A 21,166-nucleotide genomic window follows, 5' to 3' on the forward strand; every position below is an offset into this window, starting at 1 on the left:
AAAGAGCCCGATAGAATATCGAACTCTTTATTATCAAAAGATTATTTAATTTTGTCTAAACTTTTGGGTGCACTCTATCCTGAGTATTGACCACAGCAGATAGGAAGTCATGATTCTGACCTGAGAAATACTTTTCCCACACTTCTTCACCCTGTTGATTAAGTTTCACCAGATGGAAATCATAGCCGTTATTCTGTTTGCTTTCAGTAGAAAGTTTTTTTGATTGGATTGAGCTGCCGGTAATTAAGTATTGCTGATCTATGGTTGTGATAACTTGGGAAAGAAAATCCTGAGTCGAGGATTTGATGTCTTTCTGCCACACCACTTCTTGGGCATAGGTAGCCGTAAGGGCACCTATAGAAAGTGCACTTACATAAAGTCTTTTCATGTTTAGTTTTATTTGAGTGATTATTAATTTTTAAAACTGCGTAAAAATATTCTTTTTATCACACTTGAAAGATTTATTATGAGTTTTTTAATGTGAAATTTATCATATAAAATCATTTTGAGACAAAGATAAATTACTATAACAGCAGAGCGTGTCGTGTTATATTTTTGGGTAATAATATATTGTAATGTAACAGGATTATATCTCTATATAAATGATCATATTTACGACAAACTAAATACTCTATTCACTCTTGCGAACTTAAGACAATTGAAGTAAATTAAAGCCAAACAATGTCAATTGTTCCAAGTGCTTAACATTAAATTGCAATACTCTTAATCTACAAAAAATCTATCCATAAAAAATGAGCTTTGTAACTCTTGTTTAATTTGACTCAAACGAATCAAATCATCAATAAAAGTGTTTGAAGATACGCTCGTTAAGGTCCCAAGGCGGGATTACATTTAACATCATTATCACTATTTTAATTACAATTACACTTCCTGTCCTGAAGTTTGCTTCTTAATTCCAACATATCATCACTCACTTTCTTATCCAAAATCTTCGCATAGTGCTGTGTGGTTTTTATATTGGTGTGACCAAGCATTTTGCTTACACTTTCAATTGGCACTCCGTTGGACAATGTAACGGTAGTAGCAAATGTATGTCTTGCAATGTGGAAAGTCAGCTCTTTATTAATTCCACAGACATTAGCAATTTCTTTTAGATAGGAATTCATTTTCTGATTGCTGAGAACAGGAAACAAGACGTTTAAATTTACACATTCTGGATGGCCTTCATATTTTAAAATGAGTTCCTGGGCTAAAGGTAATAACGGAATTCTGGTTGAGGTGTCGGTTTTCTGACGATGTGTGAATATCCATTTGTCACCATCTATTCCGAGATTGACGTGAGATTTAGACAATTTCTTTACATCAACATATGCCAAACCGGTATAGCAACTGAAAAGAAAAATATCACGAACTTGGTTTAATCTGTCTGACGCAAATTCTTTTTCATAAATCGTTTGAATTTCTTCCTTGATAAGATATGGACGTTCCACTACCTTAAGTTTTGCTTTGTATCCTAGAAAAGGATCTTTGGAGAGCCAGCCATTCGCAATACATAACCGAATAATCTTTTTGAAATTCTTAATGTATTTTACTGCGGTATTGTTAGCACATTTACGAACACTACGAAGCCAAAAATCATAATCCATTATGAAAGCGTGATCAATCTTCGTGATGTCTATATCAGAAATTTTATATTTCCAGTTTAGGAATTCCTGTGTGTGTTTTAGAGAGGTTTTATACCGTTCCAAAGTTCCGAGCGCAAAATCCTGACCTACCAGCGCTTCGACCTTATCATTATGATCTTGAAAAATAGGAATTAGCATTCTCTGCTGAATGTCGGTTCCAAGCAGTTTAGATTTTAAACTCACTGCTGTTAGATTATTCGCCTCTTTCACCATAAGGTAATGAGAATCGTAAACTTCTTGTTCCAAGGTTTTAAGATAGACATTCAGAGTTTTGGCTTCTTGACTATTACCTATTGCCTGGTGTGCCTTATTATCCCATTTCTTTGGATGAATATACCTCTTAGCAGCAATATCTGCTGCCTTGCCATCTATTGTAATCCGTAAGTAGATGGGAGCGGTTCCATTGGTTCTGATTTTATTCTTCTTTATAAAGAATAACAGGTTGAATGTTTTGTTCATTTTGTGGTAACTTTAATTGTTAATAATTTAATTTTTGTTTCCACTTTTTGCAAGATGTACAATCATTAGACTGCCTATTGGTCGGGTATCTCTAAGTTTTTCGTGACCTATTTTGAAATTTTCAGTATAGGTCACGAAATAGGTCATATAAATTGTGACCTATTTTGATTTTTTTTGATACTAGTGCAAAAACAAAAAACGCTGTAAACATTGATGTTTACAGCGTTTTAGCTTATTTTAGTTTCTCAACCAGCGGAGAGAGAGGGATTCGAACCCCCGGACCTGTTACAGTCAATAGTTTTCAAGACTATCGCAATCGACCACTCTGCCATCTCTCCCTAAACTTCGGCTATACCGTTGTTTTCAGTGGTGCAAATATAGAAACTTTTTTATAACTGACAAAATATTTTTTAATAAAATTAAAAAATTCAGTGATGGCAAAGGGGTTTCCCGAAAATACGATTCAGAAAGACAGACTCACAAACACATTGACTATCAAATATTTTTATTATTTAACAACAAAAATCCTTACACAGTCATTGTAATAATCAACTTTATTTTTTTTTTTTTTTGCAAAATCTTTCTTTTGATAGAACTCCCTCCTTAAATATTATCTTTTTAGCTGTAATAATAAGTTGTGGTCACATCTCCGCTGAAATTTGGTTTTGTTTCCTCCTTTTGTGTATTAAGCTCAAATAATCTTTCCCCATTCTTTATTCCCGCTCTTATTTTGATAGAAGACCATCCATTGTCCAGGGTAAGTTTTATACTATTTTCATCATTAATGGTTGAAATATCCTTTAAATAACCGATACCGACAACCTTTAATTCATTATTGTTTGTCTGATATATCCAACCATCTGACCGAACTGCTACTTCCCCATCTCCCAGAATGTGTTCTTCCCCTGTAGAAATACAGAAAGAGTAATGCCCCTCTTCTACTCCTATAAGCGGAATGGCAATTCCCGACTTTGTTATTTCATCACCGTGTTCATTCTCAACAAAGTATTTTAAAATATTATTACCCGGCAGATTATGTTCCTGAAGGTATTTTTCTAAAAGCTCCGGACTGTATATAACAAAGCCTTTAAGTTCAGAAAATATTTTTTTCATAATTAATTTGATAAATTGGGTTAAAATTTAAATAGGCCTCACTATATTTCACTACTCCTCCGGTATACTCCTGTTTTAATCCAGTTCTGCCCTTGAAAATAAGTCCATGATTACAGTTTCATCTTCACAGGCTTTTTTAAAGTCCAGAATAAAGTCTTTCAGTTGATCTCCATTAGAAGAATAGGCACAAAACATTCCTCCTTCAGGATCAAAACGAATACTATCACTCAAATCCTGCCTTTTCTCCTCCAGGAAAACCTGAGCTAAGGATCCCCAGTCGTAACCGCTTCCCTCAAACCCCTCATCTGCTCTTGCATCAAAGATTTCCTGTTTATAACTTCCGGCATCTAAGCATACCGAAAAACTATTGCCATGTTCTACCCAGAAAAATGGTTTGATTGTTTCTTTTAAATTATTAATGTCCATATTGTTGTAAATCTTTAAAAATTTCGTGACGAATTCATTTATATTTATCCATACCACTACAAGCATTCTAACCTGAAACCTGATACCCTTTCTTCAAATACTTTAGTTTTAATTTGGCACTAGAAAATAACCCCGAAATAAAAACTTCAGAAAATTCGATGAAATAAACAGTTAAATTTTAAAAATCTGTAATAATCAGAAAAGCTAGTACAGAATGGTTACGAGTACCCTTGAATGTGTTGCCATGATTTATAAATTTTAATCGTTAATACTATTTTGTAATTGGGTGTTGGTATAACAAATATAAAGCGGTTATTTATATTCAAAAAATTTTCAGACATCAATCTGAAAATTTGTAGTAGTTCTACGACTTTTGATTATAACTCCTCTTTTCCTTACATTAAAAAAAGTCAATAAAAACCTGTATTACAAAACAATATTAATTATTTTAAAAAAATAATTTTTTCACCTTGCCATGAGAAATATATGATTATTTACGAATCGATGTAAGAAAAAAGCCACAACCGAATCATCTGTGGCTACTTTATTTTATTTAGTATTCTGTTTTTGAAGTTCGAGTACTTTTTTGAGATAAACATCGGTTTGGTCTAAAAACTCCTGATTGGTTTGCTGTATTTTGATGTGCGGAATAATTCCCTGTCCTCTTTTCTGATCTGTAAGAATTTGGGCATCCTGAATCACATGAACAATAGAAAATCCAGTCTGAATACCGGTATTTGGAAGTTCATACACCACAGGAAAATGTCCATTATGCTCATAATAACCACCTACAGTCTCCTTACCGATTACAATAGCATTGGTATACGATTTAATCAGTGAAGCCAAATGGGATGCTGCAGATGCTACACGCTGGTCTATAAGCAGATAAAGTTGTCCTTTAAAGGTTCTTTCATTGGGTAAAATAAGTGGATTTTTGTCATCTGCCCAATAGAACTTCCCTTGAACCTGCTTGGGATAAAGCTGCTTGAAGTAGGCATTCAATCCATTCTTATCTGTTACTCCATTGGAAAGGAAAAGAGGGGTAATAACCAGTTTTTCATCCATTGGGATCTCATTAAACTTAGTGTAGGCATAATGACTATCGCGAAAAGGCCTTTGTGTGAGGTAAGTAAAAACTTTCTCATAAACGGCTCCAGTTCCTCCTGTATTTCCTCTCAGATCAATGATTAAGTTCCCTATATTCTCCCGTTCAAGGACGTCCATCATCTGATCAAGAAAAGTACTGAATTTTTTGTAGGCAGGATCTTCTTTATCCACTGCAAAATCAAATCCTCTTAATGATAAGCGGTAGATTCCCTCACCTTCTTTCGTGAGACTATATTTTTCCGATAAGAGTTTTTTGTCGAATATTAATGAAAATCGGGATTCCTGAAGTTTTTTAAAGTTTTCTAATGAAATTCCGGATAAGGTGGTCTGATGAGTTTGATAATTCCACTGATAGCTGATTACATAGCTTTTATGAGTACCAAACTCCATATAAAATTTATCAAGCATTCCCCTTTCAAAGCCTGCGGTTTCCTTATAAGGTATGGAATAACCATCCGAAAAATAATATTGTGAAAAGCGACTGATTATTTCCTTTGAGGGAATTCCATTAATGGATAGAATTTCAGCACCAAGAGGAACTGCAACGTTTTTGGAATCCTGTAGTAATCGTCCATCAATATTCTTAAGGGTAATGGGTAAATATTCTGGTTTTTGGGTTAGATAATAAGATGCGTGGTTAGGAAGATCTGTATAGTTATGACAGCTTCCTTCAAAACCTGTAACCTTGGCTATTACTTTGTAAAAATCAAAAATGCTCTTGCTGTTTCCCGCCTCTTCTTCTGCCCTTTCATAAATGCTGTCTATCTGCTGTTTGTTTCTGTAAACGTAGAGTCCCGAATTCGCCTGCTCCCTAATAGATCGAAATGTATGCAGATCTTCCACCAACTGAGCTGCAGTAAACCGGTTATTCAGTACCGGCAGATCTTTCGATTCTTTAATGGAAACTATCGCTGTTTTACTTTTTTCAACATAAGATTTTGCCCAGATTTTAAGTTGATACTTTTTATTCTTCTCAGGAGCAAAATACAGTCGTTCGACACTCTTTATTCCTCTGGAATCATCCTGCTCTTTTATCTTTTTCCCATCCATAAATAAAGCTATCCCTAAATTAGCATTGCCGGACTCTACGGATATCCATGCAGGTTTGCCGGACTGGGGAGAATACATTAAGGTATCTTTTGGTTTTAACTCCAGATTTGTCTGTGCATATACAGAACTCACCAATAGTAAAAAAGCAGCGATAAAGGGCTTGGTCATGACTATTTTTTTGAAAGGCTAATATACAAATTAACCTCAATCAGTTTTTATGATTCCAAAGTCAAGGATTTTTAAAAGGCTATAGTTTCACGCTCATATCCTGAACTTCTTCTGCTGAAAAACCATAGATTTGAGGCGTTTTTACATCCAAAAGGTTCAGGTAAATATATAATTCTGCCCTGTGATGAATTTCATGCTCTACCATTGCCCTAAGCCATTTTCATATTGAGATCTCATTATTGGCGGGAGTAAGGCATTTACAGTTAAGATCTTCATCAGAAAATCCTTTTATGATTTCCAGGGTTTGCCTATGCATTTCATTGAAAAAATTCACGATATTTTCATACCCATCTGCCAGTTCTTTTCCACAACCCGGATAGGCACTTTTTCTTCCCGAAATGGTTTCTCCGTACATATATCGTTCAATAGTAGCAATATGCCGTATTTGGTCACCAATGGTAAATTTTCCCGGTTTATAGGTAAAATCAAGATGTTCAGGAGGAACGATCTCAATAATCTTATTAGTTCTTCCCCGAATTTTCTCATAATAATCTATGAATGAATCTACAGACTTTATTTCCATTTTATTTTTTTATTGAGTTACTACATTCAGTTTCTGTAGGGTGAATATAAGAAATCTTGAAGAGAGGAGTCTCTTTACCATATCATTTATTTAAAAACATTCAACCATTTTGTGACGATGGTCACAAAGAAAATTATCATCAATCCCTTAATTTTGTTCCAATAAAAACAATATTTATGAGCAATACAATCCAAAATCCAGCAGAACAGTTTATCCAATACCTCAATGAAGAAAACTTTGAGAAAGCAGAAAGCTGCCTTGATCCTACGTTTACTTTCGCAGGAGTATTGGGAACAAGAGACGGAGCTTCAGTTTATATGAATGATATGAAGCAGATGAAGTTTAAATATCATATTATTCAGACCTTTACCGCTGGTGAAGATGTTTGTTTCTGGTATGATATTAATATGGGAAACAAAACGATAACAGCTTCCGGATGGTATCATATTATTAACGGAAAGATTCACTCTTTGAAAGTAGTATTTGATCCAAGACCGTTATTGAATGAGTAAACATTTTTTCGAATTAAAACGTAATTCATCCAGCCGTTTCCTTGGAACGGCTGGCTTATGCAAATTTTCTATGTAATTCATAGGTATTTTACAATGTAAAAACCATGATCTATACTTACCTTTAGGGCTACAGTTCTTCCGAAAAATAAGAGTAATTGAATTATGAGACAGTCTGAGATTAAAGAGCTTCGAAATGAACAGGATTTTAAGGATTTTTACCTGAATGATTCTTCAGCATCTTTCTGTGAAGAATGCAACGATATTACATATACTCACGGAAACGGTTTTTTGGAAATTGCTAAATTGGAAGATCTTAAAAAGGAGCAAAAAAATATAGAAGGAAAGCAGACCAGACGGAAATTTTACAGCATTATTCTCTTGACTGAAGGGGAAATACACGAAACAATAGGACACCAATCTTATCACTTTACACCCGGAACCATCTACTTTATTGGAGAAAATCAATTACATGCTGTAGAATACTGGAGTGAAAATGTAAAAGGAGTTATCTGTATGTTTGATGCTGATTATTTTCTTCTCTGCATTAAGCATCAGATCAAGCTCAATCAGTTTCCTTTCTTTCAGATGAATCAGGAGCCTTTTATAAAGCTTTTGGAGCGGGAGGTCCAGATGATGGAGCATTTATTCTGGAAATTAAACAGTGAAAAATGTCAGAAAACAACATTTAATGATGATCTGCTTACCCGCATATTCTTAAATGTCATCCTATTGGAAGCTGAGCGTATTTACAATAAAAAAACATCTGAAAATGCATTCTCATTATCCAGAAAAGATCAATTGACTGCAGAATTTCAGTTATTGGTCAACCAACACTTTATGAATAAAAAACTGGTCGCTGATTATGCAGATTTGCTGCATATGCATCCTAACCACCTGAATGATGTCATCAAGGAGGTCACCGGATTTCCTGCCAGTCATTTCATTCAGAAACAGCTCATACAGGAAGCCAAATCACGACTTATACAAACCCGTGATACAGTTTCCATGATTGCCATGGAGCTCAACTTTACGGATGATTCCTATTTTGGACGTTTCTTTAAAAAGCAAACCGGAGTTACCCCACTTCAATACCGCAAAAACCACAAACATTAATTAAAATAGCCATGTACACCTCAAAAATCACTTCTCCTGTTGTTCAGCAGTATTGGAACGATCAGTTTCAGGGTGAAATTCTTTGTAATCACCCTAAATTTACGTTACTTCTCAATGAAGATCTTGAGGAAGAAAGCCAAATTATGACCCTAGAATTTCCATCCGGAAACAACTGGGCAATGATAAGCCCTAAGGTGGCAAACCATTTAAAAGGAACAAATCTTCTTCACCTGGATTTTGAAAAATTCATCGACCTTTTAAAACATAAACAGCTATTTTTGTATGGTGCTGATTATATTTTTTATTTTCCTGAAGAAGAAAAGTCAGTAATTTTAAATCTTAATGATCCCCAAAATATGCGTCCCCTGACAAAAAATGATACTGATTATTTTACCATTTTTGAGTCTTTGTCCACAGAAGAAGATCTGGATGGAGCATTTGTAGAGCTGAATCACTGGAAAGTGTTTGGGATTTTTGAAAACAATCAGCTGATTACAGTAACAAGCGTGTATCCATGGCGGGAAGATTCCAAATTGGCGGATATAGGAGTCATCACACTGGATAATTTTAGAGGGAAAGGGTATGCCAGACAGGCGGTTCAGGTTATCTCAAAAGCGACATTACAGGACGGGTATGAACCTCAGTACCGTTGCCAACTGAACAATACAGCTTCTGTTGCATTGGCCAAAAAATTAAACCTGAGTTTATTTGCCAAGTGGAATTGTATTTCTCCAGAATCTGTTGAGAAGCTTTAAACAATTCAAAGTGTATGATGATAGAACACATTGAAAAACTTAAGAACCTAAGTTCTCGTTTTGATAAGGAAACCATTGATACCATTGACAGGATTACCACCACAGAACAGTTTAAAAAAGGAGAAATAATATTACAGCAAGGTGATGTATGTAGAAAAAGCTACCTCATCATCAATGGTGTTGCCCGAAAGTTCTTTTATTCGGATAAAAAGGAAATAACCACCGAGTTTTTCTTTAAGGATGACATTGCAATTTCCTTTAAAAGTTATATCAATCAAAAACCAAGTAAGGAGATCATTGAATGCCTGACTGATATAACGGTAGAAACCGTGGATTATACTGCATTTGAAACTGCTAAAAAACAACTCCCTCTCCTGCTGGAATATGATGTTTTATTGTCAGAATTGTATATTATTTGGCTGGAAGACCGGCTTTTTGATTTCCATACCTTAGGTGCCAAAGAACGCTATGAAGTACTTTTGAAAAAATCTCCTGAATATTTTCACTATCTGAAACTGACCCACATTGCCTCTTATCTGGGAGTTTCTCTGGAAACATTGAGCAGAATAAGATCCAAAATATAAATATTTCCCTATTCTAATCTTATCTTCCTTTTATTTTTTGACTTTTGTCAAAGGAATACCCAGTCCTAATCTTGATTTTTGCTGCAAATTATTATACAGCATGAAAAAAAGAATTATAGGATTTGATCTGGCCCGCGCCTATGCTATCTTCGGGATGTTTATTGTCAACTTCAATATGGTTTTCGGTAATCATGATGATACTTCACCTCTTGGAAAGATTCTGGTTCTGTTCAGTGGGCATTCCAGTACGGTATTTGTCATCCTTGCAGGCATGGGTGTAGCCCTGATGACCAATCGGGTTCAGGAGTACACACAGGAAGACAGAAAAAGACTTCGCAACACAATACTTAAAAGGGCACTCTTTCTTTTTGTATTCGGAATGCTGTTTTATTGCTGGTGGCCTGCAGATATTCTGCATCTTTATGGAGGTTACATGAGCATCGGAGCCTTGCTTATATTTATGGACAAAAAATACTACCTGATCTCTGCGGCTTTTGCTATTATCATATTTCATCTGCTATTAATGATCATTCCTTTTGAAACCGGATGGAATTTTACGACCCTCGAATACACTGACTTCTGGACGATTTCCGGTTTTTTGAGAAATACTTTCTATAATGGCTGGAACCCTATATTTCCTTGGTTTGCCTATTTCGCTCTTGGCCTTTATCTTGGAAGATTAAACTGGACTCTGAAACAGACTCAGCAGAGCATGTTTTGTATAGGTTTAGGGATATATCTTCTGGTGGAGGGACTCCGCTATGGGAGTACATTCTTTGTACTGAGTGCGGAAGTTCGGGAGTTCATCAATGCAGACTATATTCCTCCGGTACTGCCTTTTTTATTCAATACAATTGGTTTTGGAATGATGCTTATTGCAGGTTTTATGTTTATCAGCCAATACATTTCTGAAAGAGAATGGGCCAAAGATCTGGCAAGAACCGGACAAATGACATTAACTCACTATGTCTCTCATCTCAGTATTGGGATTCTTGCATTGGCTTTATTGAAAGGGAACGGTTATTCAGGAATCGGCCATCATAACAGTACTGTGACTCCTTTTTATATTCTGTTGTATTCCGCAGGCTTTTTTATCCTAAGCCTTTATTTCAGTAAACTTTGGAGCAAAAAATTCAAGCAGGGACCACTGGAGATGTTGATGAGAAAGATAACGGATTAATCAAACAATATGGATTAAAACCTTTGAATTGTACCATTTTCACCCTGATTTGTGTCAGCTGAACTGCCTGCCAGTTCTCTAATTTTGTATCAATAAATTTTATAACAATGACAGAGAGAAATCAGAACGTACAGGAAATTGATTCATTGATGCTTTTTCAGTTTTATGCAGAATGGTGTCACCCATGCAAAATGATGATGCCTGTAGTCAATACCTTAAAAGTAAAACTGGAAGACTGGCTCAATGTGCATCAGGTAGATGTGGATCAACAACAGGAGCTCGCCGTAAAATATGGAATCAGGTCAGTTCCGACCTTTGTGGTCTTAAAAAACAATGTGGAAGTCTGGCGTAATTCAGGAGTACTTTCAGAACAAGCTTTAGAGCAGATGCTTATCAGTTTAAGATAAAAATTAAAAAATGAATGTATTAATTGATGCTGTGTTACTTGGTGTGGGAGCGACTATCTTTATGGATATATACGCTCTCATCATCAAGAAGTTATGGAATATTCCCTCTTTGGACTATCGTATCTTAGGGCGATGGATAGGGCACTTTAAAAATGGAAAATTCAGTCATCCTAATATTATACAAGCCACTCCTATTCAGGGCGAAAAGGCTATAGGCTGGCTGGCTCACTACTCCATCGGAATTATGTTTGCATATGTCCTGCTTTTAATTTGGGGCGAAAGCTGGCTGCTTCACCCAACTGCTTTTCCAGCCATTTTTATAGGGCTGGCAACCACATTAGCTCCATGGTTGATGATGCAGCCTGCATTTGGTTTTGGAGTTGCAGCGTCCAAGCTACCCAATCCTACCATTGCCAGACTTCGGAGTTTACAAGCCCATTTTATATATGGCATTGGGTTGTATTTATCCGGATTGTTTATTTCCGTATTATTTAGGTAGCTTTTACAGCTATCTGATAAAGAATCGGGACCTATGGTTTCGGTTCTTTTTTGTGTAGGTAAGTAAAATAGGTTCTATGATCCTGAGCTTAAATCCAGCCTACTTTTTTTCTCCAATTTGTATATTCTTCGTCCCTTATTTCTATTTCAGGAATACTTTCAGCATCAGGGATTTCATTAATATCCTTTTGAGATAATGGTGGCAAGCCAACCTTTAGCCGTTCTGGGTTTAAATGCTCCTTATTTTCTACCGGATAAGGAATTTCATTTTCAATGAGTTGGGTGCCATATTTTTGTGGCTTGCCCTGAAACACCTGAATTCGGTCATACAGATAGGCCTTGTTTTTTGGATTAATATCGTCCCTATTTTCTTCCATCATCCTATAGCATTGTTTCATAAACTCAGGTTCCCCAATGGAATGCTGGATAATAAGCCAGGCAGTATCACATGCCTTTTCGCCCACCTTGGATATGGAGGGAAATCCTATTTCGTTTATAATCTCCTGAAGTCGCTTGGCATTGTCTTTATGAACTTTTTCCATCTCAGGATGATATCCTCCTGAAAGTTCTCCTGCTGCAGAAAGCGTCTCCCTTACTGACAGATCCACCTGCGCCAGTTCTATTATTTCCTTTCCAAATGTATGATTCATTGCTCCTCAAATAAAGTTTCAATTTACAAAATTATTAATGGCATGAAGAATAAACCGGACTCTTTCCGCTACGGCAATCTTCGGAACTTCAATGATATTGTAATCATATTTCAGATAAGTTTCTACCATACAATCAAAGGTTTGCATCGCCTCTTCCCAGGTTTGTTTTCTCTCTAAATCATTCTCGTAAATATCTTTCCAGGGAGGAAGAATAAAAACATTTTTGTTGTAAACCATTTCTCTGGCGGTAACTTCCATATTTTTCGGAATAGAAAGGTTTTCCAGTTTGAGATACCCAATAGTATCCAATATTCCACGATCAAAGAAAACGGGACTTAAATTAGGAATTTCTATCATTGCTTGATAGTTTTTCGCTGAAGCTTCAAACATCAGTTCAGCAAACATTTTTTTATTGACCCAAGGCAGTCCCTCACCTTTTAAGTCCATTTGTTCCTTAATAATTCTTCGGCCATCTTCAGGCACTGTTGTAAATCCATTGTTATTTAATTCATTCAATAGTGTGGTTTTTCCGGCACCCGGCCCACCAGTGATAATATAAAGTTTTTTTGGGGTATGATTATTTTTCATCATCAACTATTTTAAAGGTTAATAACTTAGAATGATTAGGATCTGCTGTAGGATGATCTTAAGTTGGAAAAGAAAGAGCCTATCCATAGCTTATGAAAAAGCAGTAGATAAAAAGGATTTTATTGATTGTAAAGAATGGAAAAAAGATCTGTATAAGATAGAAAAGCAGGAAAAATTAAGGATAATTGTGATTCTCCTTATCTAGGAAAAGTCTGAATTAATCTTAAATGAGACAACAGAATTCTGATTCGTAAAGATAATCATTTTTGGTAAAATGAACGATAAAAGCGGTCTATTCCTTTGGTGGAAAAGTAATTCCTGCATCCTGAATAAGGTCATAACCATACTTCATAATAGTTTCAATGACCGGAATGGCTTTTTTTCCTTTCTCAGTCAGACTATATTCTACCTTTGGCGGAACTACGGGGAATACTTCCCGGTAGACCATTTCCTTACTTTCCAACTCTCTTAGCTGACTGGTCAGCATTTTGTCCGTAATATGAGGAATATCCTTTTTCAGTTCACTAAAGCGAAGTGGTTTTTCCTGTAATCTCCATAAAATAGGCATTTTCCAGGTTCCTCCTATGTGGCTTAGAGCAAATTCAATCGGGGTATAATACAATCTTTTGTCATGGAAAAACTCAGGCATAATAATCTTTTTTACAGTTATACTTTCCTAAAGGTAAGTATAGAACTAAAAGGTAAGTATATAGTTTTCTGATAGTTCATTTTGCAAATTTGCACAAAAAAATTATGAAATCGAAAAGAAATCTTTATATACTTTCTTTAGGTGTTTTTGGGATTACTACCACAGAGTTTGGAGTGATTGGTGTATTGCCGGAAATAGCTTCTGCATTCAATATTTCCATCGAAAGAGCAGGATGGTTATTGAGTGCCTTTGCTTTAATTGTAGCTGTATTTGGACCATTTATGCTGCTGATATGTTCTTCATTTAAAAGAAAAAGTCTGCTGGTTTCCTCCCTATTGATTTTTACCACAGCTAATATTCTCTCAGCATACATTGGGAATTTTTATCTGCTATTACTCATCAGAATGGTTCCTGCATTTTTCCATCCTGTGTATTGGTCAATTGCCTTGTCATTGGCTGAAAAGACTTCTGATCCAGCGGATAAATCAAAAGCAGTAAGCATTATTTTTTCAGGGCTTACGCTTGCCACAGTTTTAGGGGTTCCATTGGCCACATTAATGGCCGATTTTTTTTCATGGCAGTCTTCTTTTCTACTTACAGCATTGATTAATAGTGTAGCATTGGCAGGGGTTCAGTTTTTGCTTCCGGTCATTGAAAAAGAGAAAGAATCTCCAATGGTTTTTAATACCAAAATATTTCGCTCTACCCTTTTATGGATCAATCTATTTATAGCTTTTTTCACCATTGCAGGGATGTACTCTACTTATGGATATATGGCCGATTTTTTGAAAAATATAACCCAAATGAATGGTAAACAGATCAGCATGATGCTTTTCTTATTTGGAACCGTTGGAATCTTGGGTAATAAAATTGCAGGAAAATATATGAGTCGCTTTCCTTTTCATACTCCCTTTATATTCTTAGTTTTATTATCCTGTATTCACCTGCTGATCTATCAATATGGAAGCTTTCTTGTTCCCATGATTTGGATTATTGGGCTTTGGGGTCTAATCCATTCCGGAGGTTTTCTGATCAGCAATGTTAATGTGACATCATCTGTTTCCGGTTCTTCAGAATTCATCAACAGTATTTTTACTTCCTGCGGAAATTTGGCAGTGACCGCCGGAACATTATCCGGAGGATTCTGGATTGCTCATTATGGTATTGCGAATATCGTCTGGTCAAGTATGATGATGATGGCATTGGCATTACTTACTTTATTCATTAAGAAAAAGATGATGGAAAATAAGTCTTGAATAGTAATCAGACTCTTTTATTTGTTTTTCCAAAGGTTTTTGTAATATTCTTTTTTTAAATAAATGGGTTTTATTTAATCGGTTTTATAATGTACAGTTTGTTCTGGCTTGTGGTAAACAACTGAAAGTTGAGATTTCTATCTGCAAAATAGAAATAAGGTAAATATTTTTTTTCAAGTTCTGCTTTCAGTTGTCTGATGTTTTCTCCTTTGGTTTGATAAAACTTTTCGGTTGTAAACCTTTCATCAAATGACATTTTTTCTTTAAACTTCAATGTATCTCCCTTTATCAGAAGCTGACAGTATAAATCTCCTTTCCAACTTTTTGAAGTGGATGATATGGAACCTCCTGATGCACTGGAAGTAGACTTCACGAGTTCTCTTCTTTGGAAATAAACAGGCATAATATTTGGGAAACGATTCGGGTCCAGCTCTTTTCTTTCGCTTTCAAAAGAGTCCTTTCCAAAAAGACTGTTATGGTACCCGGGATTTGCCTTGGGATAATATATTCCGTCAGAAAGCTTGGTATTGGTAGATAGTTGATACCATCTTCCATGCATATAATAAGTGATTTGCTCTTCTGAGCCTCCTTTACTGTTCCTTAAATACTCTTCTGCATCTTCAACTATTGTATGGTACATATTCATCTGTTCTTCTCTGCTCCATTTCAGATCTTCATTCTGTACGACCATTGGTTTACGAATTGTATCACCATTCTTTATCCAGGTTTTATAATATTTCTTGTTATAATTCACTATAAAATCACCATACAACAACTCACACCAGTTATCACGGGTACTTTTGTAGGTATAATGATCTTTGATATTCCCATTCTTATCCAGCTTATAAAAATGATAGTCCTTATAAAAACGGGTACTGCCTACTGCCCCATCATCTTCTATTTCTTTCTGATCCCGATCCTTTGGAATCTCACTGGTCACAACAATCACCTCTCCGTCTGAATTTATAAAATGCTGTATCGGATCAAAGCTTTCCCACATGAGTTTTATTTCGTGATGCCCAAAAGAAATGGATTTAGAAGTATCAATATCCTGATAACCCTTATATTCTTCAGGCAGCCTGGAATTGTTCATTCTATTGAGTAAATACACATCCAAACTACCAAAATTGTACAAGAAAATAACGGCCAACAAGAGAACAGCTCCTAGAATAAGCAGTATTTTTTTCATTTGAATTTTATGATTCTTTAAAGATAATTAAATTCTATTCAAAACCTTGGAAAACTTTCGCTACAAGCCATGAATACTAGCAAAAAACAAGAATATGAGAGGAGATACGACTTATAATTTGTAATTTGTCAATATAATATTGAGATTCAAAAAAACAATGAAGTTATGAAGAGAATACACCATCTCAACTGTGTAAAGGTTGCCATACCCATGAATGACGACGTAATTGGCCATTGCCTATTGATAGAAGAAGATGACAACCTGCTGCTAATTGATACCGGAGTCGGTGTACAGGATGTAGAGCACCCCAATGAAAGGTTGGGTGCAGAACTTATAAAAGCTGTGGGGATTCAATTGGATATGGAGCTTACAGCCTTTCAACAAATCCAAAAACTGAGACTGGATCCCAATCATGTAAAGGATTGTATTTTAAGTCATATGGATCCTGACCACACGGGAGGACTTGCAGATTTCCCTAATGCTACAGTGCATGTTTCTATGGAAGAGCATATCAATTTTTACAGTGAAAATCCTCGTTATCTGGAGGGGCATCTTTCTCATCATCCGAATATAGCCGAATACTCCACTTCTAAAGAACAATGGTTTGGATTGGAAGCCAGAAGACTGAATACTTCCCTGAAAACCGAGATATTTCTTATCCCTTTATTCGGGCATACGCTTGGACATTGTGGAATTGCCTTACAATGGGAGGAAAAATGGATGTTATATGTAGGAGATGCCTATTATCTGAGAGCTGAACTGGAAGATGACAATCACCCTGTAAACCACTTGGCAGAAGCAAGGGCCGATGACAATATAAAGCGTCTGGAATCTATAGAAAAGATAAAAAAGCTGATCAACGAACATCCGGAAATAGAAATTTTCGGCTATCATGATCGTGAAGAATTTTCAAGATATGCAGTATAAAAACAGGCTTATAGAATTGATTAAAATATAAAACCCTCGCTCCAGGCAAGGGTTTATTGTTTATCGTATATGGATTAAAATTGCGTTATTATTCCTGCATAATTTTTTTAACCTCTTCAAATTCGCTTTCAATCACATCATCCTGCTTATAAGTCAATGATGAAACAATAATATTAGTTAATAGAGAAAGTGTGAATCCCGGAATAATCTCGTACCAATTCTTTAACGGATGCTGAAGATATACCCAAGCCAATACAGTTACTCCACCTACTAACATACCAGCCAAGCCCCCCTGCCAGGTTGTTTTTTTCCATAAAAGAGACAAAAGAATAAGTGGCCCGAATGCAGAACCAAAACCAGCCCATGCATTTCCTACCAGATTAAGGATGCTGTCTTTTGGATCTAAAGATAAAAGACCTGCAATAATCGCTACCAATAGAACAGAAAGTCTGCTGGCGATCAGCAATTGTTTTGAGGTTGCCTTTTTATTCAGGAAAGCTTTATAAATATCTTCCGTTAATGAACTTGAAGTAACCAATAACTGGGAAGAAATAGTACTCATTACAGCAGCCAAAATAGCCGTAAGCAGGAATCCTGCAATAAACGGATGGAATAATATACGGGAGAAATAAATAAAGATCGTTTCTGCTTCTGTCTTGGAGTTATCAAACTTCATCATGGTTTCCAAGTCAAATTTTTGCAGATAAGCAATTCCCACCAAACCGATGGCTAAAGCTCCGGCAACAGTAAAAATCATCCATGTAATTCCTATTCGTCTTGCCTTAACCAAATCCTTAGGCTTATCGATGGCCATAAAACGTACCAGAATATGAGGCTGCCCACAATATCCTAATCCCCATGCCAAGAGAGAGACAATGCTTACCGTAGTTGTTCCTCTGAATAGATCCAGATATTTAGGATCTTTAGCTTCAATCAGGGATAAAGTTTCTCCAACTCCTCCAATCTGGGTAATGGCCACAATCGGTACAATCACTAAGGCCAGGACCATAATGGTTCCCTGCACAAAGTCTGTAAGGCTTACCGCCAGAAATCCACCCAAAAACGTATACAAAACCACTACTAAACTGGTTAATAGCAAACCTACGGTATAATCCATTCCAAAAGCTGACTCAAACAACTTTCCGCCTGACACCATCCCTGCTGAAGTATACAGCGTAAAAAATACCAGAATAAAAATGGAAGAGGTTATTTTTAGAAGATGATTTTTATTTTTAAACCTGTTTTCAAAGAATACAGGAAGTGTAATGGCGTTTTGAGCGACCTCGGTATAAATCCTGAGTCTTGGTGCTACAATAATATAATTGAGATAAGCCCCTATCGTTAGCCCTATCGCAATCCAGGAACTGGAAATCCCGGATAAATACATGGCGCCCGGAACCCCCATCAACAGCCAGCCACTCATATCCGCAGCCCCAGCTGACAATGCCGTAACAGCGGGACCCATCTTTCTTCCGCCTATTAAAAATTCCTCCGAATTACTTGTTGATTTTCTATAAGAATATATGCCTATACCTATCATTAATAACAGATACAACCCCACAGAAATCCCTTCATATACTTGCATATCATTTTTTTTATGAAGCCGAAGATAACCATTTTTTAAAAAATGTCCGAGATACCTCTTAAAAAACTACCTTATTTTAAATATAAAATCCCGGGTAAATTTACCCGGGATTTGGTTTTATCATACACAGGATGTGCTTTATTTCACAAGCAACTGAGCTCTTCTCAAATTGTCTGTTGCCTGCAAAATTTTATTTCTCAGAATGGGATTATAATCAGGATTTTTCAAAAGAAACTGATTCACAATACCAAATGCTTCTGGAGCCTGATAATTGCTAAATGTTGAACGAAGCCAATTATCCGGGAAAAATATGGCTCCTGTTTTTTGTATTTCCTGCAAAACCTCTAAAGTATTGGAAAGATAATGAATAGAAGTATTTTGTCTTAACGGATGATGCAGGTAGCCTAATGCAGAACCAACCGCTGATTCATTTGCTCTGTTTTGTTTTTGCATAAGACCATTGAAAAAATCGTCGCGTACTTTTGGGTCTGAAGAAGCCCCTTTCATAATAATTTTAAAACGATTTACCCTATCCGGATTCTTGATTCTCGTCAACTGCTCTTGCAACAAATCATTATTATTGGCATTTCGTAATGATAAAGCAAGGGCAAGGTTCGTAAAATCATCATCATTAAGGGATACGTCTTTCGGAGGTGTCTGGGATTTCCAAATGGTGTATAGGGTATCATATGCCTGCTGAGACTGAAATATTCCCTGATAGCAATCGAATACAATTTTCTTATTATTTTTTGCCGTCTGTACCTGCAATGTTTTCCATAATATATCTTCTATATTTGCGGATTCTTTCAATCGGGTATTTTCAGATAAAAAATCCCAGTAAATAGTAGAAATATATCCGGTAATCAAACGTAAATTTAATTCTGTATTTTCCTTTGGTAATTGTTCAGCAAAAAAATGTAATAAATCCTGCGGGCTGGTTCCTGAGCCGTTCAGCATGTTTTCATATAAAGAAATATAAGCACTCGCACGGTTGATCGGATCTTTTACCAAAGAGAACTCCGACATTACAGCTTTATCTGTTTTGAATACCCCATACCCGATTCCTGATGAGTTTTGCAGGATAAAAAGAGGTTTCTTTTTCCCTTTTAACGCTGAAATATTTTGTTCTTTTCCATCCAGCTTTATGTTAATAGTTTCAACCCTGTCAGCATAAAATAAACTGATCTGAAATGCCTGTGGCCAATATTTTTGTTCCTTTCCATATTCTGGTTTCTGGGAAATGATAAATTCTTCAATTGCATTGCCTTTATATTTTACATCATAATCGATCACAGGCCTACCCGGATCATTTACCCATACTTTATTCCAGCTTTGCAGATCTTCCGGTGTATGGTGATCAAGAATGGTAATAAGATCCGGCCAGCTTGCATTACTGTAAGCATATTTTCTAAGGTATTCGCTTACTCCCTTTTGAAAATTTTCCTCCCCGATCAGCAATTCCAACTGGCGCATCATAATGGGTGCCTTATCATAAATAATAGGCCCATACATCATCCCTGCATTCTGAAGGTTATCCAGAACCTGTCGGATAGGATTGGCCCCTAAGGTACGATCCACCGAATAAGCCGCCGGAAAATGGCCTGTTAAAAACTTCAGATCATAAACACTTTTATCTGAAGATGCACCGGTACTTTTATCTGCCATAAAATTGGCAAAAACCTCTTTCATCCAGACATCATTAAACCAATTCATGGTTACCATATCTCCAAACCAAAGGTGGGCAACCTCATGGGCTATAAGATTGGAACGGTTATTTAACTGGTTTTGGGTAGCATTTTGATCTAAAAATAAAGTGGAATTTTGAAACAATATGGCCCCCGGATGCTCCATTCCCCCGAATTGAAAATCAGGAATAACAACCAACCCGTGCTTTTGAAAAGGATGCTTAATGTCTGTCCATTTTTCGTAATAGGAAAGAGAATTCCTATATAAAGTGAAAATTGAATCCATACTATTTTTAATTTTCACAGAATCTGTTTCACGATATAAAATTCTTGAATCCTGCTGACTGATTTTCTCTGTATGATCTTTAAAATCTCCTGCAGCAAAAGAAAACAAGTAGGTAGGAAGCAGATCCGACTGATCAAAACGCAAGGTTTTTTGGGTCTGCTGTATGCTTGTGTCTTTAAGCTTTCCATTGGTGATAGCACTCCATTTTTCAGGAACAGTTAATGTCAGAGAATAATTGGCTTTCAGATCAGGCTGGTCAAAACAAGGAAACATCGTTCGCGCACGATCCGGAACAAATAAAGCATACAGGTATCCATCACGTCTGTTCAGAGCTCCGTTGCCGGCAAGAAAGGCAATATTAATCTGGTTAAATCCCGATTTCAGGTACTTTGCTTCAATAATGATATGTTCATTTTCCAGAACTGCCTTTATCTGTTGTCCGTTCACAGATACAGATATAAGTGAAGAGGGATCTTCTTTAAAATCCATCTGTAACGGAGCATCATTTTGCTTTTTATAATTAAAAGTAAGAACTTCTGTTCCAGCAATCCTTTCTGACTTACTTTCCGGGATTTTCAGATTAAGTTCATACTTAATTTCATTGAGCGTATTTTTTCTAAATTGGGCCAGCTCGTAAGAGACACCAGATTCAATTTTTGGTAAAGGCTTCATTTGGGCATGATAACCACTATTGAAAACAACTAAAAATAATGCTAATAGGCCTGTTTTTTTCATAGATCAAATATAAGG

The 21,166-nt window shown here is 36.1% G+C and carries 22 protein-coding genes and 1 tRNA gene; 9 read left to right on the forward strand and 14 right to left on the reverse strand.

The window, feature by feature from the left end:
* Nucleotides 1–55 precede the first annotated feature (55 nt).
* From SCA31_RS16340 to SCA31_RS16375, 8 genes are all read right to left on the reverse strand, one after another.
* Nucleotides 56–388, reverse strand: a complete 333-nt coding sequence (locus tag SCA31_RS16340; protein WP_410698010.1) for a hypothetical protein — start codon at nucleotides 386–388, stop codon at nucleotides 56–58.
* A 484-nt stretch (nucleotides 389–872) separates the two neighbouring features.
* The gene (locus SCA31_RS16345) at nucleotides 873–2,105 is read right to left on the reverse strand and encodes a site-specific integrase (RefSeq protein WP_410698011.1); all 1,233 of its coding nucleotides are present in this window, start codon (nucleotides 2,103–2,105) and stop codon (nucleotides 873–875) included.
* A 253-nt stretch (nucleotides 2,106–2,358) separates the two neighbouring features.
* Nucleotides 2,359–2,443: transfer RNA gene (locus tag SCA31_RS16350), tRNA-Ser, on the reverse strand.
* Between the two features lie 280 nt (nucleotides 2,444–2,723).
* Nucleotides 2,724–3,218: a hypothetical protein gene (locus tag SCA31_RS16355; protein ID WP_410698012.1), complete on the reverse strand. Its 495-nt coding sequence runs from the start codon at nucleotides 3,216–3,218 to the stop codon at nucleotides 2,724–2,726.
* Nucleotides 3,219–3,293: 75 nt separating this feature from the next.
* Nucleotides 3,294–3,644: an immunity 51 family protein gene (locus SCA31_RS16360; protein WP_410698013.1), complete on the reverse strand. Its 351-nt coding sequence runs from the start codon at nucleotides 3,642–3,644 to the stop codon at nucleotides 3,294–3,296.
* A gap of 549 nt (nucleotides 3,645–4,193) precedes the next feature.
* Entirely contained in the window at nucleotides 4,194–5,969 is a 1,776-nt protein-coding gene (locus tag SCA31_RS16365; protein WP_410698014.1) for a S41 family peptidase, read from the reverse strand.
* A gap of 79 nt (nucleotides 5,970–6,048) precedes the next feature.
* Nucleotides 6,049–6,174 (reverse strand): DinB family protein, encoded by a 126-nt coding sequence (locus SCA31_RS16370; protein WP_410698015.1) that lies wholly within the window; start codon nucleotides 6,172–6,174, stop codon nucleotides 6,049–6,051.
* A 15-nt stretch (nucleotides 6,175–6,189) separates the two neighbouring features.
* The gene (locus SCA31_RS16375; RefSeq protein ID WP_410698016.1) at nucleotides 6,190–6,552 is read right to left on the reverse strand and encodes a DinB family protein; all 363 of its coding nucleotides are present in this window, start codon (nucleotides 6,550–6,552) and stop codon (nucleotides 6,190–6,192) included.
* A gap of 176 nt (nucleotides 6,553–6,728) precedes the next feature.
* Between SCA31_RS16375 and SCA31_RS16380 the strand changes: the two genes are divergently transcribed.
* The 7 genes from SCA31_RS16380 (at nucleotide 6,729) to SCA31_RS16410 (ending at nucleotide 11,602) form a co-directional block, all read left to right on the forward strand.
* Complete coding sequence (locus tag SCA31_RS16380) at nucleotides 6,729–7,064, forward strand: nuclear transport factor 2 family protein (protein WP_410698018.1); 336 nt, start codon at nucleotides 6,729–6,731, stop codon at nucleotides 7,062–7,064.
* Nucleotides 7,065–7,226: 162 nt separating this feature from the next.
* Nucleotides 7,227–8,177 carry a helix-turn-helix domain-containing protein gene (locus SCA31_RS16385; RefSeq protein WP_410698020.1) on the forward strand — a complete coding sequence of 317 codons (951 nt, stop codon included), beginning with the start codon at nucleotides 7,227–7,229 and terminating at the stop codon, nucleotides 8,175–8,177.
* Between the two features lie 11 nt (nucleotides 8,178–8,188).
* Nucleotides 8,189–8,932, forward strand: coding sequence for a GNAT family N-acetyltransferase (locus tag SCA31_RS16390; RefSeq protein ID WP_410698022.1), 744 nt, complete (start codon nucleotides 8,189–8,191; stop codon nucleotides 8,930–8,932).
* A 14-nt stretch (nucleotides 8,933–8,946) separates the two neighbouring features.
* On the forward strand, nucleotides 8,947–9,516 hold the full coding sequence (locus tag SCA31_RS16395) for a Crp/Fnr family transcriptional regulator (RefSeq protein WP_410698023.1): 570 nt from the start codon (nucleotides 8,947–8,949) through the stop codon (nucleotides 9,514–9,516).
* A gap of 100 nt (nucleotides 9,517–9,616) precedes the next feature.
* Nucleotides 9,617–10,696, forward strand: a complete 1,080-nt coding sequence (locus SCA31_RS16400; protein WP_410698024.1) for a DUF418 domain-containing protein — start codon at nucleotides 9,617–9,619, stop codon at nucleotides 10,694–10,696.
* A 107-nt stretch (nucleotides 10,697–10,803) separates the two neighbouring features.
* Entirely contained in the window at nucleotides 10,804–11,103 is a 300-nt protein-coding gene (locus SCA31_RS16405) for a thioredoxin family protein (RefSeq protein WP_410698025.1), read from the forward strand.
* Nucleotides 11,104–11,113: 10 nt separating this feature from the next.
* Nucleotides 11,114–11,602, forward strand: a complete 489-nt coding sequence (locus SCA31_RS16410) for a DUF2938 domain-containing protein (protein ID WP_410698026.1) — start codon at nucleotides 11,114–11,116, stop codon at nucleotides 11,600–11,602.
* 88 nt (nucleotides 11,603–11,690) lie between these two features.
* Here SCA31_RS16410 and SCA31_RS16415 read toward each other — a convergent pair whose 3' ends face one another.
* The 3 genes from SCA31_RS16415 to SCA31_RS16425 form a co-directional block, all read right to left on the reverse strand.
* Nucleotides 11,691–12,251 (reverse strand): DUF6624 domain-containing protein, encoded by a 561-nt coding sequence (locus SCA31_RS16415; RefSeq protein ID WP_410698027.1) that lies wholly within the window; start codon nucleotides 12,249–12,251, stop codon nucleotides 11,691–11,693.
* An 18-nt stretch (nucleotides 12,252–12,269) separates the two neighbouring features.
* The gene (locus tag SCA31_RS16420; protein WP_410698028.1) at nucleotides 12,270–12,839 is read right to left on the reverse strand and encodes an AAA family ATPase; all 570 of its coding nucleotides are present in this window, start codon (nucleotides 12,837–12,839) and stop codon (nucleotides 12,270–12,272) included.
* Nucleotides 12,840–13,131: 292 nt separating this feature from the next.
* The gene (locus tag SCA31_RS16425; RefSeq protein ID WP_410698029.1) at nucleotides 13,132–13,488 is read right to left on the reverse strand and encodes a winged helix-turn-helix transcriptional regulator; all 357 of its coding nucleotides are present in this window, start codon (nucleotides 13,486–13,488) and stop codon (nucleotides 13,132–13,134) included.
* 104 nt (nucleotides 13,489–13,592) lie between these two features.
* Between SCA31_RS16425 and SCA31_RS16430 the strand changes: the two genes are divergently transcribed.
* Nucleotides 13,593–14,744, forward strand: a complete 1,152-nt coding sequence (locus SCA31_RS16430; protein ID WP_410698030.1) for an MFS transporter — start codon at nucleotides 13,593–13,595, stop codon at nucleotides 14,742–14,744.
* A gap of 70 nt (nucleotides 14,745–14,814) precedes the next feature.
* On the opposite strand, the gene SCA31_RS16435 is transcribed toward SCA31_RS16430, so the two are convergent.
* On the reverse strand, nucleotides 14,815–15,933 hold the full coding sequence (locus SCA31_RS16435) for a hypothetical protein (RefSeq protein WP_410698031.1): 1,119 nt from the start codon (nucleotides 15,931–15,933) through the stop codon (nucleotides 14,815–14,817).
* A 165-nt stretch (nucleotides 15,934–16,098) separates the two neighbouring features.
* On the opposite strand from SCA31_RS16435, the gene SCA31_RS16440 reads away from it, so the two are divergent.
* Complete coding sequence (locus SCA31_RS16440) at nucleotides 16,099–16,860, forward strand: MBL fold metallo-hydrolase (RefSeq protein ID WP_410698032.1); 762 nt, start codon at nucleotides 16,099–16,101, stop codon at nucleotides 16,858–16,860.
* An 88-nt stretch (nucleotides 16,861–16,948) separates the two neighbouring features.
* On the opposite strand, the gene putP is transcribed toward SCA31_RS16440, so the two are convergent.
* Together putP and SCA31_RS16450 are read right to left on the reverse strand one after the other, a co-directional pair.
* Complete coding sequence (gene putP, locus SCA31_RS16445) at nucleotides 16,949–18,445, reverse strand: sodium/proline symporter PutP (RefSeq protein WP_410698033.1); 1,497 nt, start codon at nucleotides 18,443–18,445, stop codon at nucleotides 16,949–16,951.
* A gap of 138 nt (nucleotides 18,446–18,583) precedes the next feature.
* The gene (locus SCA31_RS16450; protein ID WP_410698034.1) at nucleotides 18,584–21,151 is read right to left on the reverse strand and encodes a M1 family metallopeptidase; all 2,568 of its coding nucleotides are present in this window, start codon (nucleotides 21,149–21,151) and stop codon (nucleotides 18,584–18,586) included.
* Between the last annotated feature and the right edge of the window lie 15 nt (nucleotides 21,152–21,166).

This window comes from Chryseobacterium sp. SIMBA_028 (assembly GCF_046535285.1).
In the GTDB taxonomy this organism is placed as follows: domain Bacteria; phylum Bacteroidota; class Bacteroidia; order Flavobacteriales; family Weeksellaceae; genus Chryseobacterium.

Excerpts from the sequence above, each read along its gene's own strand:
- putP (WP_410698033.1), bottom strand. The coding sequence starts at position 18,445 with ATGCAAGTATATGAAGGGATTTCTGTGGGGTTGTATCTGTTATTAATG.
- SCA31_RS16365 (WP_410698014.1), bottom strand. The coding sequence starts at position 5,969 with ATGACCAAGCCCTTTATCGCTGCTTTTTTACTATTGGTGAGTTCTGTA.
- SCA31_RS16405 (WP_410698025.1), top strand. The coding sequence starts at position 10,804 with ATGACAGAGAGAAATCAGAACGTACAGGAAATTGATTCATTGATGCTT.
- SCA31_RS16355 (WP_410698012.1), bottom strand. The coding sequence starts at position 3,218 with ATGAAAAAAATATTTTCTGAACTTAAAGGCTTTGTTATATACAGTCCG.
- SCA31_RS16450 (WP_410698034.1), bottom strand. The coding sequence starts at position 21,151 with ATGAAAAAAACAGGCCTATTAGCATTATTTTTAGTTGTTTTCAATAGT.
- SCA31_RS16380 (WP_410698018.1), top strand. The coding sequence starts at position 6,729 with ATGAGCAATACAATCCAAAATCCAGCAGAACAGTTTATCCAATACCTC.
- SCA31_RS16435 (WP_410698031.1), bottom strand. The coding sequence starts at position 15,933 with ATGAAAAAAATACTGCTTATTCTAGGAGCTGTTCTCTTGTTGGCCGTT.
- SCA31_RS16430 (WP_410698030.1), top strand. The coding sequence starts at position 13,593 with ATGAAATCGAAAAGAAATCTTTATATACTTTCTTTAGGTGTTTTTGGG.
- SCA31_RS16385 (WP_410698020.1), top strand. The coding sequence starts at position 7,227 with ATGAGACAGTCTGAGATTAAAGAGCTTCGAAATGAACAGGATTTTAAG.
- SCA31_RS16340 (WP_410698010.1), bottom strand. The coding sequence starts at position 388 with ATGAAAAGACTTTATGTAAGTGCACTTTCTATAGGTGCCCTTACGGCT.
- SCA31_RS16395 (WP_410698023.1), top strand. The coding sequence starts at position 8,947 with ATGATGATAGAACACATTGAAAAACTTAAGAACCTAAGTTCTCGTTTT.
- SCA31_RS16345 (WP_410698011.1), bottom strand. The coding sequence starts at position 2,105 with ATGAACAAAACATTCAACCTGTTATTCTTTATAAAGAAGAATAAAATC.
- SCA31_RS16375 (WP_410698016.1), bottom strand. The coding sequence starts at position 6,552 with ATGGAAATAAAGTCTGTAGATTCATTCATAGATTATTATGAGAAAATT.
- SCA31_RS16400 (WP_410698024.1), top strand. The coding sequence starts at position 9,617 with ATGAAAAAAAGAATTATAGGATTTGATCTGGCCCGCGCCTATGCTATC.
- SCA31_RS16370 (WP_410698015.1), bottom strand. The coding sequence starts at position 6,174 with ATGGTAGAGCATGAAATTCATCACAGGGCAGAATTATATATTTACCTG.
- SCA31_RS16420 (WP_410698028.1), bottom strand. The coding sequence starts at position 12,839 with ATGAAAAATAATCATACCCCAAAAAAACTTTATATTATCACTGGTGGG.
- SCA31_RS16410 (WP_410698026.1), top strand. The coding sequence starts at position 11,114 with ATGAATGTATTAATTGATGCTGTGTTACTTGGTGTGGGAGCGACTATC.
- SCA31_RS16390 (WP_410698022.1), top strand. The coding sequence starts at position 8,189 with ATGTACACCTCAAAAATCACTTCTCCTGTTGTTCAGCAGTATTGGAAC.
- SCA31_RS16440 (WP_410698032.1), top strand. The coding sequence starts at position 16,099 with ATGAAGAGAATACACCATCTCAACTGTGTAAAGGTTGCCATACCCATG.
- SCA31_RS16360 (WP_410698013.1), bottom strand. The coding sequence starts at position 3,644 with ATGGACATTAATAATTTAAAAGAAACAATCAAACCATTTTTCTGGGTA.
- SCA31_RS16425 (WP_410698029.1), bottom strand. The coding sequence starts at position 13,488 with ATGCCTGAGTTTTTCCATGACAAAAGATTGTATTATACCCCGATTGAA.
- SCA31_RS16415 (WP_410698027.1), bottom strand. The coding sequence starts at position 12,251 with ATGAATCATACATTTGGAAAGGAAATAATAGAACTGGCGCAGGTGGAT.